18 protein-coding genes and 1 pseudogene are annotated in these 15,984 nt (G+C 64.7%); 14 read left to right on the forward strand and 5 right to left on the reverse strand.

Annotated elements, in window-relative coordinates; genetic code table 11:
- Positions 1-5: 5 nt before the first annotated feature.
- On the reverse strand, positions 6-1,193 hold the full coding sequence (locus V3C33_01860) for an acyltransferase (protein ID XAS68105.1): 1,188 nt from the start codon (positions 1,191-1,193) through the stop codon (positions 6-8).
- A gap of 465 nt (positions 1,194-1,658) precedes the next feature.
- On the opposite strand from V3C33_01860, the gene V3C33_01865 reads away from it, so the two are divergent.
- The 5 genes from V3C33_01865 to V3C33_01885 are packed head-to-tail and all read left to right on the forward strand — an operon-like array spanning position 1,659 to position 4,117.
- Complete coding sequence (locus V3C33_01865) at positions 1,659-2,042, forward strand: TfoX/Sxy family protein (protein XAS68106.1); 384 nt, start codon at positions 1,659-1,661, stop codon at positions 2,040-2,042.
- Positions 2,043-2,047: 5 nt separating this feature from the next.
- Entirely contained in the window at positions 2,048-2,800 is a 753-nt protein-coding gene (locus tag V3C33_01870; GenBank protein ID XAS68107.1) for an NAD(P)/FAD-dependent oxidoreductase, read from the forward strand.
- Positions 2,785-2,964: a hypothetical protein gene (locus V3C33_01875; GenBank protein XAS68108.1), complete on the forward strand. Its 180-nt coding sequence runs from the start codon at positions 2,785-2,787 to the stop codon at positions 2,962-2,964. Before V3C33_01870 ends, V3C33_01875 begins: the two co-directional genes overlap by 16 nt.
- 5 nt (positions 2,965-2,969) lie before the next feature.
- Positions 2,970-3,308 carry a hypothetical protein gene (locus V3C33_01880; protein XAS68109.1) on the forward strand — a complete coding sequence of 113 codons (339 nt, stop codon included), beginning with the start codon at positions 2,970-2,972 and terminating at the stop codon, positions 3,306-3,308.
- Positions 3,309-3,346: 38 nt separating this feature from the next.
- Positions 3,347-4,117, forward strand: a complete 771-nt coding sequence (locus tag V3C33_01885; protein XAS68110.1) for an alpha/beta hydrolase — start codon at positions 3,347-3,349, stop codon at positions 4,115-4,117.
- A gap of 117 nt (positions 4,118-4,234) precedes the next feature.
- On the opposite strand, the gene V3C33_01890 is transcribed toward V3C33_01885, so the two are convergent.
- A complete protein-coding gene (locus V3C33_01890) occupies positions 4,235-5,083 on the reverse strand; it encodes an alpha/beta fold hydrolase (protein XAS68111.1) in 849 nt (282 codons plus the stop codon).
- A 708-nt stretch (positions 5,084-5,791) separates the two neighbouring features.
- Here V3C33_01890 and V3C33_01895 point away from each other — a divergent pair.
- The 7 genes from V3C33_01895 (at position 5,792) to V3C33_01925 (ending at position 9,657) form a co-directional block, all read left to right on the forward strand.
- Entirely contained in the window at positions 5,792-6,241 is a 450-nt protein-coding gene (locus tag V3C33_01895; protein ID XAS68112.1) for a DUF2220 domain-containing protein, read from the forward strand.
- 107 nt (positions 6,242-6,348) lie between these two features.
- Positions 6,349-7,053 (forward strand): hypothetical protein, encoded by a 705-nt coding sequence (locus V3C33_01900; GenBank protein XAS68113.1) that lies wholly within the window; start codon positions 6,349-6,351, stop codon positions 7,051-7,053.
- A 222-nt stretch (positions 7,054-7,275) separates the two neighbouring features.
- A complete protein-coding gene (locus V3C33_01905; protein ID XAS68114.1) occupies positions 7,276-7,749 on the forward strand; it encodes a DUF4383 domain-containing protein in 474 nt (157 codons plus the stop codon).
- Between the two features lie 31 nt (positions 7,750-7,780).
- Positions 7,781-7,951, forward strand: a complete 171-nt coding sequence (locus V3C33_01910) for a hypothetical protein (protein XAS68115.1) — start codon at positions 7,781-7,783, stop codon at positions 7,949-7,951.
- Between the two features lie 135 nt (positions 7,952-8,086).
- Positions 8,087-8,353 carry a type II toxin-antitoxin system prevent-host-death family antitoxin gene (locus V3C33_01915; protein XAS68116.1) on the forward strand — a complete coding sequence of 89 codons (267 nt, stop codon included), beginning with the start codon at positions 8,087-8,089 and terminating at the stop codon, positions 8,351-8,353.
- On the forward strand, positions 8,350-8,748 hold the full coding sequence (locus V3C33_01920) for a type II toxin-antitoxin system VapC family toxin (GenBank protein ID XAS68117.1): 399 nt from the start codon (positions 8,350-8,352) through the stop codon (positions 8,746-8,748). The genes V3C33_01915 and V3C33_01920 overlap by 4 nt, the downstream gene beginning before the upstream one ends.
- A 120-nt stretch (positions 8,749-8,868) precedes the next feature.
- Positions 8,869-9,657: a GntR family transcriptional regulator gene (locus V3C33_01925; protein XAS68118.1), complete on the forward strand. Its 789-nt coding sequence runs from the start codon at positions 8,869-8,871 to the stop codon at positions 9,655-9,657.
- Between the two features lie 15 nt (positions 9,658-9,672).
- Here V3C33_01925 and V3C33_01930 read toward each other — a convergent pair whose 3' ends face one another.
- Both V3C33_01930 and V3C33_01935 read right to left on the reverse strand, forming a co-directional pair.
- On the reverse strand, positions 9,673-10,695 hold the full coding sequence (locus tag V3C33_01930) for a nucleoside hydrolase (GenBank protein ID XAS68119.1): 1,023 nt from the start codon (positions 10,693-10,695) through the stop codon (positions 9,673-9,675).
- Between the two features lie 44 nt (positions 10,696-10,739).
- Positions 10,740-12,161 (reverse strand): MFS transporter, encoded by a 1,422-nt coding sequence (locus tag V3C33_01935; GenBank protein XAS68120.1) that lies wholly within the window; start codon positions 12,159-12,161, stop codon positions 10,740-10,742.
- Between the two features lie 145 nt (positions 12,162-12,306).
- Here V3C33_01935 and V3C33_01940 point away from each other — a divergent pair, with 145 nt between their 5' ends.
- Together V3C33_01940 and V3C33_01945 are read left to right on the forward strand one after the other, a co-directional pair.
- Positions 12,307-13,182 carry a ribokinase gene (locus V3C33_01940; GenBank protein ID XAS68121.1) on the forward strand — a complete coding sequence of 292 codons (876 nt, stop codon included), beginning with the start codon at positions 12,307-12,309 and terminating at the stop codon, positions 13,180-13,182.
- A gap of 64 nt (positions 13,183-13,246) precedes the next feature.
- A pseudogene (locus V3C33_01945) lies at positions 13,247-13,369 on the forward strand (DeoR/GlpR transcriptional regulator).
- Positions 13,370-13,736: 367 nt separating this feature from the next.
- On the opposite strand, the gene V3C33_01950 reads toward V3C33_01945, so the two are convergent.
- A complete protein-coding gene (locus tag V3C33_01950; protein ID XAS68122.1) occupies positions 13,737-15,959 on the reverse strand; it encodes a hypothetical protein in 2,223 nt (740 codons plus the stop codon).
- Positions 15,960-15,984: the final 25 nt, after the last annotated feature.

The raw sequence follows: 15,984 nt of genomic DNA on the forward strand, positions 1-15,984 counted from the left end.
GCCACTTACCGGCGGTGGCCCGACGTCGCCTCCGCCATGGGGCGGACGGTTGGGCCATCCGGGCTGTCCGTGCGGGCATCGCGGCGGATCCGGCGCCCCACAGCACGTCCTGCGGCCATCGAGAGCCGGTGGGCGGGTTGTTCCACGTAGCGGTAGAACAGCTCGGCCGCCGCGAACGAGGCGGCGACGGAGACCGCGAGAGCCAGGGGAAGCGAGACTGATCGAAGCAATGTGACGCCGGCAAGAATGATCGGAAGGTGCACCAGGTAGAGGCTGAAGGACACGCGTCCCAGCCATTGAGCGGCGGCCGTGTCTCCCAGCCTCTTGGCCGAGCTGCAGGACACGAACAGCAGGACGATCAGCGTCGCGCCCACTGTAACAACGGCCTCGACGCCGGGGATCGGTTGCTCGGGGCTGATCCATTCGGCGTTCGCCAGGAAGAGGCCAGCGGCGGCCACGAAGAACCAGACGAAGCGCGGCCAGGATCGGGTCAGTTCACGGATCCGCTCACGCTCTGCGCCGAGAATGGCCCCGATGGCGAAGATCGGGAGATAGGACAGCCACTCCAGGTCTTGTACGGCTCCAGCCACGGCCAGCAGCAGTGCAATGCAGATCTTCACGTGCCAGAAGCGTCTCCAGCGGAGGGCCATGAGGACGTAGGCCGGGAGCAGGAGGGAGAACGCGACTTCCCATTTTAGCGACCACAGCGGGGTGTTGATGGTGCTCGCGTTCAGCAGGAGCAGTGCGTCCTTGAAGACCTGGCCCATGCTTGGGTGGATTACATATATGTCCGCCCAGGGGCTCTGCAACGGGGATGCCGACCGGGGAAGGATCGCAATCAACGCAACGGCCACCGCCAAGGATGCCCACGCCGGTATGTAAAGGCGGAAGAAACGCTTGGCGTAGTACCGTGCCCAGCCCGGGACCGCGCCCGGCCTGGTGAACGGCAGGACCAGGACGAAGCCGGAGAGCACAAAAAAGACGTGGACCGCCGGGGTCCCGTTCCAGAGGACGTGCAGGGGAGAGAAAACAGCCCACATGCCCGCGGTGCTGAGTCCCACAGATCGGTTGCTGAATACACCCCCGATTCCCGGGAGCGTGGACACTACATGGCAGGCAACAACCACCAGGGCGGCAATCCCCCTGAGGCCATCCAGCTGCGTGACTCGTGTTTGGCCAGACTGATTCCGCATTAGCCCTATGTTACCAGTTCGTTATATTTGAGGGGCCGTGGCCCGAGACGAAGCCGCTCTGTCATCAGTCCCTTACCGCTGAGTTCCAAAGATGTGGCGGCTCCGGATCGAGGTCTGCGCGATGGTGCGGATGGCGCATCGTCAAAACCCTGCAGCCCTGTTGACAGGTTGCGTTCTGCCAGGGAGCTTCGGCCAGTCCGCGTTCGAAAGCCGTGGCGGCGTCTTCCGCGTCGAGTTCGGCGTCCAGAACTGCGGTACGCACTCTTTGTAGGCGTGCGGGACGCCGTGGCGTCGAGGTCGCGGGCAGCTCGTGTGCCGCTCCAGGCTTCTGGGACTCCCATGCTCCCCATCCAGTCGATGAGCTCCACCGCTCAGCGCGTGTACCGGGCGTCTATACCGTGCGCAGCCGCGGGCATATCCTGCAGGAAGACCCGTCCGTCGACCATCAGTTCCCGGAGGTACCTCATGGAAATGCCGAAAGCGTCCGACGCCGACAAGGATCACTTCCGCTCAGTGATGCCGGACCGTCCCGAGGTGGTCATCAAGCCGATGTTCGGGAACCTCGGGGCGTTCGTGAACGGCAACATGTTCGCCGGTCTTTTCGGCCCCACCATCGGTGTGAAGCTGGCCGAGGCGGACAGGGAGATGCTCGAAAGTGCCGAGCGGACCATTCCATTCGGGCCGGCCGAGCGACCCATGGGCGGCTATACCGGATTGCCGGAGATCTGGAATGCCGAAGGCGACGGCGATGAGGCGCGGGCCAGGGCGTGGGTGGCGAAGGCGTTTGAGCATGTGGCCGGGCTGCCGCCGAAGGCCGCCAAGGTTCCGAAGGCGAAGGCCGCGAAGTAGCAGCCATGCCCTCCCCCGCCGAATACCCAGACAACGAGGTCGACACTCTGGTAATCGGCGCGGGGCAGGCCGGCCTGGCCACGAGCTATTGGCTGACCCGGCACGGCGTGGAGCACCAACTACTGGAACGGCGTCCACCACTCGGCGGAGCCTGGCAGGACCGCTGGGATTCGTTTTACCTCAACACCCCGAACTTCTCCCTCATGCTGCCGGAACTGACCTACGACGGCCCCGAGCCGGACGCCTTCCTCCCTCGGGGCGAGGTGATCGGACTCTTCCGTGACTACGCCACGAGGATCGCAGCACAGGTGCGGCTCGGCACAGAGGTGACCCGGGTGAGCGCGGCAAACGGCGGCTTCGCCGTGGACACCAAACAGGGCCGCTGGCAGGCACGGAACGTGGTCCTCGCGAACGGCGCCTTTCAGCTCCCGCGGATCCCACCGGCAGCCGCCGCCATGCCAGGGCACATCCGCCAGCTGCACAGCCATGACTACCGCAACCCGCAACAGCTCCCGGATGGCGCCGTGCTGGTGGTGGGCACCGGGCAGTCCGGCGGGCAGATCACTAGGACCTGCTCGACGCCGGCCGGGAGGTCCACCTTTCCGTTTCGGCCTGCCCCGAGGCCCCACGACGGTACCGCGGACAGGACATCTACTGGCTCCTGCAGCTCCACCTCCGCGGCCCCGAGTACGGCATCAACGGCCTCCAGACGGATCAGCTCCCCTCCCCAGCGGCGCGCTTCATGTGCGACCCGCTGATCTCCGGCAACGACGGCGGCCACAGCATCCATCTGAGGGACCTCGGCCGCCGCGGCGTCCGGCTCCACGGCCGCTTTGAGGGAGCGGACGACGGCGGACTCGTCTTTAGTAACGACCTCCCCGGACGCCTCGCACTGGTGGGGCGGGGTTCGGCCAGCGGCTGAAGCTCATGACTGACGCCTACATCGATGCGGCCGGCATAGACGCACCTGCCGCTGAACCCGTGCCGGCGGACGAATGGCTGCCTGCAGAATCGGGAGCACGCCTCAACCCTGATGCCGAGGGAGTCACGTCGATCATCTGGTCCACCGGCTACGGCCTCGACTTCAGCATGCTGGATATCCCGGTGCTCGACGAGTGGAACTACCCGCGCCACACCCGCGGCCTCACCGAGGTCACGGGCCTCTACGCCGTGGGCCTCCCCTGGCTCACCAAGCACCTGTCGGCCACGCTGTCAGTGGTGGGCGACGATGCGGAGTTCGTGGCAGGGCACATCGCGGCCCGGTGACCGGATGCGTTCCAGGCCTACGGGCGTAGGCTTTTTCCATGGAACGGTCACGAGCCATCCTGCTTCCCGGCAGCGTGCTTCCCGCCGGCCCGGCCTACGATGCCCTGCTTGCGGCGCTCGGGCCGGGAGTGGACGCCGTCGCCAAGGACCTGGAACTCTATGCGGGAGACAGTCCGACGGCGGGCTGGAGCCTGGACACAGAGGTTGCCGGGGCGCTCCGTGAGGCCGATGCCCGCGGCTGGGACACGTTCCACCTTGTGGGCTATTCCGGTGGCGGAGCGGCCGCGCTGGCGTTCACCGCCCGGCACCCGGAACGGCTCCTCAGCCTGGCGTTGCTCGAGCCGGCCTGGGCCGGAAACTGGGACTGGAGCCCCGCCCATGCCCGGCTCTGGAAGCAGTACGAGGAGCTGGAGGAGCTCCCGCCTGAGCAATTCATGCCCGCATTCATGAGACTGGGGGTCAAGCCCGACGTCGTCCTTCCGCCGCGGGGCGACCCACCGCCATGGATGGCCAAGCGGCCGGCAGGGATCCGGGCCTTCCTGCAGTCGTTCAGGACGTTTGACCTGGACCGACGGAGGCTCGAAGAGTTCCGCCGGCCGGTGTTCTTCGCCCTCGGCGCGCTCAGCAACCCTGACGATTACGGCGAGGTGGCACAGCGGCTGTCCAGCGTCTTCCCGGACTTCCGGCTTGAGGTCTTCGCGGAACGCCACCACTTCGACCCGCCACACCGGATCGAGCCCGCACGCCTGGCCGCGATGCTCCTGGACCACTGGGCGCGGGCCGAAAGAATCGCGGCCGAGGGCCGGTAATCGGCGCACCCGACGGTCCCCTGGGCAAACGCTCGCCAACGCCCGACGGCGGGACCCACCATCTGGTGGGTCCCGCCGTCGTAGTCTCCCGGCCGTTGTCCGGGGCGCTGAAGCCGACTAAATGCAGCTGGGCTGGTAGGCCGGATCGGCGGGGCCGGAGGCCTGTCCCAGTGCGTGGGCCACGATCTGGTGCACCACGGGGTCGTTCGGCGTCTGATCATGTTCGATGGGATCGGCCGGGCACTTGTCCTGGATGGTGATGTTGGTGACCTGCCGTGCCGGGCCGTTAAGGAACTGGCTGTTGTAGGGAATGACCACTTCGTCGTAGACCGTGGAAATGACGGTGTAGGAAGGTCCCGCAACGGTGTCGCCGATGGAGTTAAGCTTCTGCATGAATGCCGATCCTGCCTGCTGGTCGGCGCAGGAAGCACAGTCCAGGGCGGTGTAGTCCGGAGGCGGGACGAATCCCGGCGGCGGGACGATCACACCTTTCGTGCCGTGGTTGGAAGGTGCGATGCCAACCAGCTTATGGACATACTTGGCTCCGCCCAGAAAGCCCATGTAGTAGCGGGGCATCATGCCGCCCTGGCTGTGGCCCACCAGATCCACTTTCTTGGCGCTGGTGGCAGCCCGTACGGCGTCCACGAACGGGGCAAGTTCCTTCGCCGATTCGGTCACCGGCGCGGTGGCGTACACACCGTTCGTCTCGCCGTAGTTGAGGGCGAACACGCAGTACCCGGAGCTTTTCAGGTAGGGCGACAGAGTGGACCAGTTCTTCGCCATGCTTTCGAAGGTTCCAGGCACCAGGATGACGGGATAGGGGTGCTCGGCGGAGGGCTTGCAGGACCAGTCGTTGGCGCCGGGCGGGGAAACGTCAAGGGTGCCCGCCTGGGCTGGAGCCACGGTAAGGGAGCCGGCGAGGACCGCGGCGGCGGCGATGGACAGGGTTCTGGTGAGCAGTGACATAGAAACCTCTTTGTTCGTGTGTCAGCGGGTGGGACCAGCCGCGGCTGCTGGTTCGTCGTGCCAAGCAAGTCGTGGCCGCGGTCCTTAAATGCTAGGCAGCCTGGTAGCCCAAGCGGCGTTGACTGCACAAATGCGCGCGTAAACGGGCCGCCCAGCGGCGCCTCTTCCCCACCGGCGAAACACCCTGATTCACCCATTTCTACTGGTGAGTAGCTAGTTGCTCCGGGAGCCTGGCCAGTGGACAGCCGGGAGCATCTGCACAAACGTTCACTGTCGGCGCGGCGGGGACCAGCCCTGAAAGTGGACGCAGTTGCTGGCCGGTGACCTCACCGGTATCGGACGGCGCCGTCTGCGTTCACCCGCCCATTTACCCAGTCGGTGCCCGGGCCGGGAATCTTGTCAGCGGTTGACTCGACGTTGGTGCGGACTGACGTGTGCGGGGCGCCAGAATGTGAGCTCCAGGCAAGCGCGGTGTTCGTGGACGAGGGTTTGTTGTCGCACATAGACACGGAAAAGATGCAGGTGGTCAGATTTGCGGTGCGCTTCCTGCACCGAATTGCCAAGGACTCGCTCCTGGCGCGCCTCCGCGCAAGCTTGGACCGCTGAGCGAAAGAAGATGAAGTGCAGCCGGCCAACGCTGTGTCGGAACAAGTGCCGCCAGTGCAGTCTTCCAGTCGATGCGTTCCTGTTCCAGCCGCACGTTGCCGCATGCTGCCAAATGTTCCACCACGGCCGGCTCTTCCGGCGGTGATCGTCACCGAAAACCTCGTCAATTTCCTGTCCCTGCCGCAGCGGCCCCGCACACTGGCCATCTTCGGTGGCGGTTACGGCTTTCTGGCGCTGCGGGATGCGGCCTGGCTGCGGGAGTGCGAAGTCCTCTATTGGGGCGATCTGGATACCCATGGCTTCCGGATCCTCGATCAGCTCCGCGCGGTGCACCCACACGTGAACAGCGTGCTGATGGACGAGGCGACCCTTCTGGCGCACCGCGACGCGTGGGGCAGCGAACCGTCCCCGTCGCAGGCAATGTTGACGAGGCTGACGGACGAGGAAGCCGCCGTCTACACGTCTCTGGGCAACGACGGCTATGGACCGGCCGTCCACCTCGAGCAGGAGCTGATCCGTTGGGACTGGGCGCTGGAGCGGCTCCTGCCCTAACGCGGGCAGCAGCAAATGCTGTCTCGGACCAATCCGCACTCCAATGTGCTCCGAATCACAATTGGCCGGTGGGATCTCCTCCCTGGCCACTGACCAAGGAGCGAATTGTGAAACGATATCCTATGGTGGCTCTCGGCGCCTCAGCCGCGGCCTTGATCGCTGCGACCACACTGGCAGCGGGGCCGGTGCAGGCCCATAGTCCTAAATCAGATGACAATGACAAAACCGTCACCCTGACCGCTCACCTGAAACAGCTCAACGGCTCCGGTGCCTCCGGCACCGCGACCGCCGTCGTCCGCGATGAAAAGATAAAGCACATCGAAGTGCACGCCAGGGGTCTGACGCCAGACGCGCCGCACGCCCAGCACATCCACTACGGCAACCAGGCCCTCAATGAGTGCCCGACCATAGCGCTGGACGCCAACAAAGACGGACGGCTGAACACCCTCGAGGGTGTTCCAGCATACGGGCCCGTCGTGGTGTCGCTGAACACGACTGGTGACACCACTCCTGCCAGCTTCCTGGATGTGACACGATTCCCCATCTCTAAGGACGGCAGATACAACTACAGCCGCAACAACATCCGGTTCACGGACGTTGCCGGGACGGGGTACCCCGGCCCGGGCGGGCTCGGCACCGCAAAGGAGATCGCCGAAGCCATTCGGGACGGTGAAGGAGTTCTGGTGATCCACGGAGTGGATTATGACCACGACGGCAAGTACAGCTTCAGTAAAGGCGCGAGCGAGCTTGACCCGAAGCTCCCTGCAGAGGCGACCGACCCGGCTGCCTGCGGCGTTCTCAAGCGTCACTGAGCGCGCTTGGGGCCTTACCCGGCTTTGACCGGCACAATCGAGTTTCCGATGGCCTGCCTCTGCTGAGGCGGGCCATCGGCGTGTTCATAGCCGGCGGCAGCAAAGACGTAATCTCGGGCCCATCCGCAGCCCAGCCTGGTCCGAATAGCAGGTACATGCTGTTGCCGCCACCGGACGCACGGAACGGCTGCAACAACCGTCGTATCTAGATAGGAGACCATCATGACCACAATGAACAACACCAGCACCGCGGGCCGCACCAACGTCCAGAAGGCAACGCTCGCCGTCGGCGCGGTGTTCCTCCTCGTCGGAGTTCTCGGCTTCGTCCCCGGCATGACCAGCAACTACGCTCAGCTGCAATTCGCCGGACACGACTCCGGGGCGATGCTGCTGGGCCTGTTCCAGGTTTCGGTGCTGCACAACATCGTCCACCTGCTCTTCGGCGTCGCCGGCATTGCCCTGGCCAGGACCGCGGCAGGCTCCCGCTCCTACCTGCTCTACGGCGGGATCATCTACCTTGTTCTCTGGATCTACGGACTGGTTGTTGACAAGGAATCGGCCGGAAACTTCGTCCCGCTGAACGGCTACGACAACTGGCTCCACCTGCTGCTGGGCGTCGCCATGATCGCACTTGCACTTATCCTAACCAGTAGTCGCGTCAAGCACATCAGGTCGCACGCGCAGGGCACGCGCTGACGCGGAAACGCATCAACGTACCGAGCCGAGAATGCCTGCCTTTCCAAGGAAACTGCAGCTTGCCCGGGCAGGTTCCGGCGATGCGGCAGGCATTCTTGCTTGTCGCTGCCAGCTTTACGTCACGACGCCGGGATCCCCTGTCAGCACCAAGGCGTCGTTCCAGATCAACGACGGCGTCCCGGGCCTCCAAGCGCGGGCGTAGCGTCAGCAGGGGGTCGCGGCGCTGGCGGACATCGTCAGGCGCCGCGGGGTCACCACACTGTATTCAGCACAGTGCGGGTGCAACCCTGGCCTACGGGGATTCTGCCTCGGTGCTACGATTGCTACGGAGGCAATCATGACTACGATCCCACACCGCGAGCTCCGGAACCAGAGCAGCAAAATCCTGGAACGCGTAAAGAACGGTGAAACCATCGACGTCACCAACAACGGCGAGATCGCCGCGACGCTGATACCGCCGTCGGTGTCTCCGTTCGAACGCTTGCTGCTGTCCGGAAATGTTCGGCTGGCGGCCAAGGATGCCGTCGATTTCCAATCGTTGCCGCGCGTTAATAGCAGCGCCGGGACCCTGGAGATAATCGCAGATCTGCGCGGCGACCGTTGATCGTCTACCTCGACACGTCCGCGGCCCTCAAATTGGTGGTCGAGGAGACTGAATCGGCCGCCCTTGCGGGGTATCTCACGAGGAGTGCAGCAGAGGGCAACCACCTGGTCGCCTCCATGCTTCTGTACACGGAACTTCACTGCGCCGCCCGCCGTCGCGGCCTTCCTGCCGACGTGATCAATGCAGTGCTGGGTGGAATCAACCTGGTGGATCTGGCTCGCTCGGACCTCATGTACGCGGCCGCACTGCCCGGCGGGCTCCGGAGCGCTGACGCCATCCACCTGGCCACCGCAATCCGGCTGCAGGCGGACGTGCTGGTGGCGTATGACCAGGAGTTGGTTGCCGCGGCGGTCGAGGCGGGGATCACCGCGCTGGCACCGGGCGTGCAGGGCTGAAAGTGGCCGCAGCCGTCGTAAGTGTCTTGCATGGGACCGATGCTAGCCCTTGCTTGTCCGACAAACGTGTTAGACCTGAAGTAGGCTTGATTTCCCGAAGACCACTAAGCGAGGCATAACGTGCACGAGGACGCCGTCCGGTTCTTGTCCCAGCCGATTGCGGCCCAGCCCGGCTCTCCGCTCCGGGTTGCCGTCTACTCGCGGATCGCGGAGGCAATCCGCAACAACCTCCTGCAGCCCGGCTCGATGCTCCCCACGGAGACTGAGCTTGGCACCGACATGCAGGTCAGCCGCACCGTGGTCCGCGAGGCCCTGATGCTGCTCGAGGAGGACGGCCTCATCCGGGCCCGGCGCGGTGTCGGCCGGTTCGTCGCGGACACACTCCCCCGCATCGGAATCGAGCGGATACGGCCATTCGAGGAAGTCCTCGGCGGCCCCGGGCAGCAGGTGGAAATCAAGCGGGTCCAGGTGGTGCGCCAGCCGGCCTCCGAATTCGCGGCACCCGGCGTGGGCATCGATCCCGGCGAAGACTGCTGGCTCTGGGAGTCCGTCCTGATCAGGGACGGCGAAGCCATCGCCCATCTGCAGGAAAACATCTCCGCCCTGCCCGTGCGCTTCGGCAGCAGTTCCGCCGCCGCCGCCCCGTTGGAGCTCGACGACGACGGCGGAACCACCCTGTTTGCCGCCCTGAACAAGATGGCAGGACGCGGGCTTGGCCCGGGCGAATGCCAGATCAGCCTCAGCCAGGTGGGGCCGAGCCGCGCCAAGCTCCTCGACCTGCGTCCTTCCGATCCGGTGCTGGTCCTGACCCAGTACGTCCGCCACGCGAACCGGCCCTTCTACCTGGCAAAGTGCCTGATCGCGGACCGGGCCGGGCACCTGTCGGTCATGCAGCCCATCCAGTCCTGAGCCGGACACCTTGCCTTAAGCCAGGGACGGAACCTCAGAACTGAGGGACGGCGCCGCCGTCGAATCACCGTAATTCCGGAACGCCTGCAGCGTTTCCACCAGGTGCGGCGCGAATTCGCCATCGAGCTCGAGCACGACCCGGCACCGCGCGCCGGCCTGCTCGGGGTAGTCCATGTACCGTCCGCGGAGGTCGCAAATCGTCTGGCCGCGTCCGGGGCCGTCGGTGGTATCGACGTCGACATGGACCACCGGCGCCACAGCGGCCCTGATGCCGCCCACCGCCACTGCCGCCGCCAGGGGGTCATGCATCGCGGAGCAGGCCCGGCCGAAGATGCCTTCGTAGAAGCCGAAGTAGTAGCCCAGCATTTCGCCCAGGGCCTGCGGAACCGGGTGGCCGGTGGACAGCAGTTCCTGCCGGTGGCATTCCTCCAGCACATTGGACATGGTCACATCCAGCGGAACCAGGGTCACGTTCCAGTCGGCGGCGAGGACTTCGGCGGCGGCCTCGGGGTCGTTGGCGATGTTTGCCTCCGCCACAGGCGTGATGTTTCCGGGGGCAAACGCGGCGCCGCCCATGATGGTGATTTCCTCCACCAGCCGGGGGAGCTCGGGTTCCAGCCGCAGCGCTTCGGCGATATTGGTGAGCGGACCGATCGCCAGCACGCGCAGCCTGCCGGGATGCTCATGAGCGAGCCGCACCAGCATCTCCGCTGCGGTTCCTGGCACCAGTTCGGCGGCGGCTGCGTCCAGTTCGACGCCGCCGATGCCGTTGTGCCCGTGGACGTGCGGCGCCCCGCCATGGAACGTACCCGTCTGGGGATCGTGGTTGCCGACGGCCACGGGAATGTCGGCGTGCCCGGCGAGCTGGAGCAGGTCCAGCGTGTTCCGGGCTCCGACGGCGGCACTGACGTTGCCGCTGACGGTGCCGATGCCCCGCACGTCCGCAAGCGGGGAGGCGAGCAGGTATGCCAGGGCGAGGGCGTCGTCGATCCCGGTGTCACAGTCGAGGTAGAACGGGTGGCTGATGGGCGTGGTCATTCCGGTGGTTCTCGTTTCGTTGGTGCGGGGTTTGGCATGGGGTTTCAGAGCGATTCGCCTTTTGGCGCTGCGACAAAGAGGCTGACGATGAAGGCGGCCGCCGTGATTGCCACCGAAATCCAGAGGGCGGTCGCGTAGCCGGCGGACGTGGCCTGGGCGGCGAACGGTGCGACGAGGACGACGCCGAGGCTCGCGCCGATGCCAAAGGCGGCTCCGTTGATGCCGGGCAGGGCGGCCGGGGCTTCCTTGGGAGAGAGCAGGACGGAGAGACCGTTGATGGCGGTCAGGAAGAAGCCGTTGTAGAAAATGCCCAGGGATGCGACCGCGATCATCACCGCCACCTGGTTGTCAGCGAAAACGGCTGCGGCGATGGCGCACGCCAGGCTCAGCCCGGTGCCCGCGCGGAGCGTCTTGATCCAGCCCCGGCGGTCGGCCAGCCAGCCGGCGAGCGGTGCCGCGAATACACCGATGAGCGCGGCCGGGGTCAGGAACAGCAGGGCCGAAACAGACGCGCTTAGCCCGAACCCGTGGCTGGCGTCCTGGCTCAACAGAACCACCGTGAAGTTGATGACTGCGAAGATGCCGGCCAGCGTCAGGACTGTGGTGGCGATAACGGGCCAGACTTGGCGGGAGCGCAGGTGGTGGACGGCGATGAGGGGGTGGCTGCGCTTTTTCTCGATGATCCAGAAGGCGGCGAAGGAAGCAACGGTGCCCGCTAGCAGGGCCAAAGTGGCCGGGGATGTCCAACCGGCTGCCGAACCGCCGGACACGAAATACGTAACGAAGACCAGGAACAGCGACAGCGACCCCGCTCCCCACCAGTCCATGGCACCCCGGACTCCCTCAGGCCGTCCCTTCGGGACGACTTTGATGATGCACGCGGCCGCGATGGCGGTCAGCACCAGCACGACGACGAAGATGGACTGGAATCCGAGGGTTTCGGCCATGAGGCCACCCACATAGCCGTCGACGCCGCCGATTCCTCCGTTGATGGCGGCGATGATCCCCACGGAAGTGCCGAAGACGCGGGCCGGCAGGTTCTCGCTGAGGACGATGTAGGCGAGGGCGAACACCGCACTGGAAACGCCTTGGAGGAACCTGCCCGCGATGAGCAGGGGCAGCGTGGGGGCGGCGATGCAGAGAACGGTTCCGGCGGCCATGACGGCCAGCACCAGCAGGAGTGCAGCGCGGCGCCCGATGAAGTCGCTCCACCGTCCGATCACCGGGCCGGCAATTGCGCCAGCGAGGAAGAACATTGATTGCACCGGTGCCGCGCCGTCAGCGGTCTGACCGAAGTGCGCTGCGATCTGAGGCAGCGCCGGCGTAACCATGCTGGCGTTGATCTGGAAGGACAGCACTCCGAGCATGAGGGTGGAAATCAGCAGGGCGGCGCGGCGGCCGCCGAATTTGGCCTGCTCCCTGGTCACCTGTGGTGGCGAAGTGGCAACTGATCCTTGGGTGTTCACATCAAACTCCTTTGTTTCTGCAGGCGTCGGCCCTGCATTTGGGATGTGAGTTGTTATACAACCATGTATGACGAACAAGTACAACCATGAGTACACTGTTTCCTAATCCAGCCGCCCAATGAGGCTCACCCCGATAGGACTTCCCATGAGCAAGCGCGAACTGCCTGCCGTCACCGTTGTCGGCAGCATCAACCTCGACATCATCGCCACCACCGACAGGCTTCCCACCGCCGGGGAGACCATCGGCGGAGGTGCTCTTCACCAGCAGCCGGGAGGCAAGGGCGCCAACCAGGCAGTTGCGGCCGCGCGCCTGGGAGGGAGCGCGAGGATGATCGGTGCCGTGGGTGACGACGCCCAGGGCCGCCTGCTGCTGGAGTCACTTTCCGGTGCGGGAGTGGACGCCACTGGTGTAGCAGTGCACGACGGCGACGCGACGGGGACCGCACTGATCGTGGTGGACCGCGACGGAGAAAACCAGATCGTGGTCTGCCCGGGCGCGAACGCCAGGTTCTCGTTGGAGGGCGTGGAGTTCGGGCTGGACGAGACGGTGCTGTGCCAACTGGAGGTCGGCCTGCCCGTAGTGCTGGCAGCAGCCCGACGCTCCGCCGGGTACTTCGTCCTGAATGCCGCCCCGGCCATGGACCTGCCCGCGGAGCTGCTCGAGCGGTGCGATCTGGTGATCGTCAATGAAAGCGAGTACGCCCTGATCCCCGCTTTGGCAGAGGCAAAGCTTGTCGCGGTGACGTACGGGAAGGACGGCTCGGCGATGTTTGAGCACGGGCGGAAGGTGGCCGAGGCCCCGGCGTCCGTGGTGAGCGTGGCGAACACCATCGGCGCCGGCGACGCGTTCTGCGCCGCCCTGGTCCTGGCGCTTCGGGACGGGCTGGACTATACCCGGGCCCTGGCCGTGGCCAACGCGGTGGGTGCTGACGCTGTGGGCGATCCTTCCTCCCAGCCGGAGTTGGCACAGCTGAGCCATTACGTCGAGCGGACCGCGGTCGCCGGGGAGGGCGCACGGTGAGCGTCGCGTTCAGGCGAGCGACGCCGTCGGACTTTCCCGAGGTCCGGCGCATCACCCGCGACGCGCGCGGCTTGCGCTTCCCTGGACCCTGGTGACGGACGACGGCGCCTGCCCTGAGCAGGTACGGAAGTTCCGGGACGCCGGGGTTCAGGATGAGGTGGCTGCGGTCAATCGGCAGCAAAGGTAGCCTCGATGCTCGCGGCCCAGTAGCGGCGAGGGCCGACTCTCATCTGCGATGTGTACAGCTTCGGTAAGCCTGATAGATCGCGTACGTATTCTACGATGACGACCGCGACAAACAGCATCCTTCGTCCGGCGAAATTGCCGGCATAGCCGCGTCGTCGTCTCCGATACTAACTACCAGTTCAAGAATGCTGACCACGGAGTGGTGCTGATTGTCCTTGACCGGGCTTCAAGAGCGGTTTGGCTCCCTTTGCTCTTGCTGAAAGCTGTGTATGCGAACGTGTTCGCTCCAGCCATATTCCGCCGGCTTCAAGTTCACTTCAATGTTTTGTTCGTCGAGGGAAAATCGGGGCCCATTGGCGTCCTTCGAACTAGCCGGCCTTCCACACAGCAGTCAGCGTCGCCGTCGGCGTATTAAACGCACTGAGGCGAATAACGCCCTCGTTGCCGTATCCGAGTTTGCGCTGCTCCCGCCAGTCCTCGGGCTTGGCTCTCTTGTCAAGGAGCACTTCATATCCGACGCGTCCGGCGAAGTTTCGGAAATCCTCCCATGGGAGCTGGGGATACTTGACGCTCAACGACTGGATCGTCTCCACCGAAGCCCCTTCGTTCGCGACGAAGACAGTCCCCGTAAGCCCCAGCTTGTCTAGGCCCTGCTCCAGGTAAGCCTTTCCTCCGGACAGTGACGCGAGAAAAATAAAATGCAAAGGTGTTTTGCGAAGCAAGTCGCGGAGGCGTTCCTCCAATGGCGGGCGTTCCTCATCGAGGGGATCAGGTGCAGTCTCCCCGAGCCACCCGGCGAGGATGTTCATCGCGGACCGACCTGTGCCAAGAAGGTCGTCCACGAAAATGATTGGGTCCCCTGAAATGAGGGCGTCCTCCAGTGTCCGCACTGTCCAGTTTATTGCTGATGCTAAGTCATTAGCGAAGTAAGTCAGGACGGAGGAGCCGTCCTTGGGCGCGCCCAAGGACGTTAGCGCAGCCGTTGTAACTTCCGGCCGGGACAGGTGGAACGCGTTCAGCGCCACGGCGACTTCGTCGCGGCCGAGGAACTGAATGTTTTCGAGCACGATCAGAGCGCAGTCGATGAGGTCTTCGGGGAATTGAGCCAGCCAGTCCAGCAGCCGGCCGTCGTTGAGCTTGCTTTCACTCACGCGGCCACTCTCCTGCTCGGTGACCGGGCCTGCGTATCCTGAAAGTCTGGCGCGGATTCGTCCGAGCCAAGGCACTACGTCGGCCTTCAGGAGGCGGCCCGGAACTGGTTCGAGGTCGCGTGGTTTGTTCTGGTAGAAATTTTCCGCCTGGAGCGTCCGCTTCAGCTTGTCGACGATCGCCGGGTCGTGCCGTGAGTACGCCTGGTGGCCGCGGGGCACCCGCAATTCAAATTCTGTACGGAACACTACTTCGGTCGCAACGTGCACAAGATCAGCGATGTCCCTGGGGGCAAACACGTACCCAAGGTCGCGAACGTTGACGTAAGCGTCAACCCAAGCACGTGTATCTGCTTGGATCCGGTCGACCGGGGCGAGCTGGCCAACGCTGTCGATCAGGTAAGCACGGCTCGGATCGGGCTTCCGGTCGATAGTCTTGTTCGCCGGCGGGTCGAGGGCGATGTACGCTTCCAGATCACCGTAGCGGTCCAACGTCCCCGACAAGTTAGCCAATCCAGCGATTTCACGGGTATTTGCAGCAATGCTGGCGATGACTTCAGCTCGGCTTTCCGGGTCGCCAGCCGCCCGGAATAGCTGGTCGAAGGCGACCCGCTGTTCCTCCGCCCCGCGGTAGTCGTTGTTGGGCAGGACGCTCGCGAAGGCGAACGCGCGGACGAAGAGGTCTCGCTTGCGAAGACGATCGGCGATGTCAGCCGCCGTTGAGAACATGTCGGCACGCTCCTGACCATCCTGCAGGGCGTGAGCTTCGAGCCACTCGACAGTGATATCCAGTAGCTGCTCATCGTTGAGAGCAAACGGAACCATGGCTGGGTTCTCGTGCAGGTAGATGAGTGCGCGACTGCAAATTGAGGCAACCATCGCCTCGGCTGCCCGGACCTTATGGTGGCGGTAAATCTTGTCAAACATAAGCGAGCGTCCAAGCGCCACCTCATCCAGTGTGGCAGCCCCTGAGCTGGCAATGCCGATTATGAGGTGGCCGGTGCTGCCGCAGGCGTCGACGAGACGTCCGAGCTCCGGGGGAAGGTCATGGCTGCTGACCAATGCGGCCCTGACCTTCTGGGTCAGCCGTGTAAAGTCAGTGACCACGGGGACTCCGCACATCTTGGCGTCGCGGGCCATATAGTCCATCTTGTCGGCGTCGAAGGGGCCGCTAATCAATTCGTGGAGCTGCGGGTACTGGTTGTTCATGGGCTGACCAACCACAGCCCGCGCCATTTCCTCCGGTTTTACCAGTGACGCTGCGAGTTCGGCGACGCGCAGCGCTTCGGCAAGAAGACGGGCGAACGGCTCGCTGCCCAAGATATAGAACGCCGCCATTTCCGAGAGCTGCAACAAGGAATCGCGGCCGAGGGACGCACGGAACTCGCGCCGGAGAGCTTCCACATCGTCATAGAACAGAGCATTCTCGATGACGTGTGACATCACACCGTGCCAACGTCGTGGCACA

The organism is Micrococcaceae bacterium Sec5.7 (assembly GCA_039636785.1).
Classification (GTDB): Bacteria; Actinomycetota; Actinomycetes; order Actinomycetales; family Micrococcaceae; genus Arthrobacter.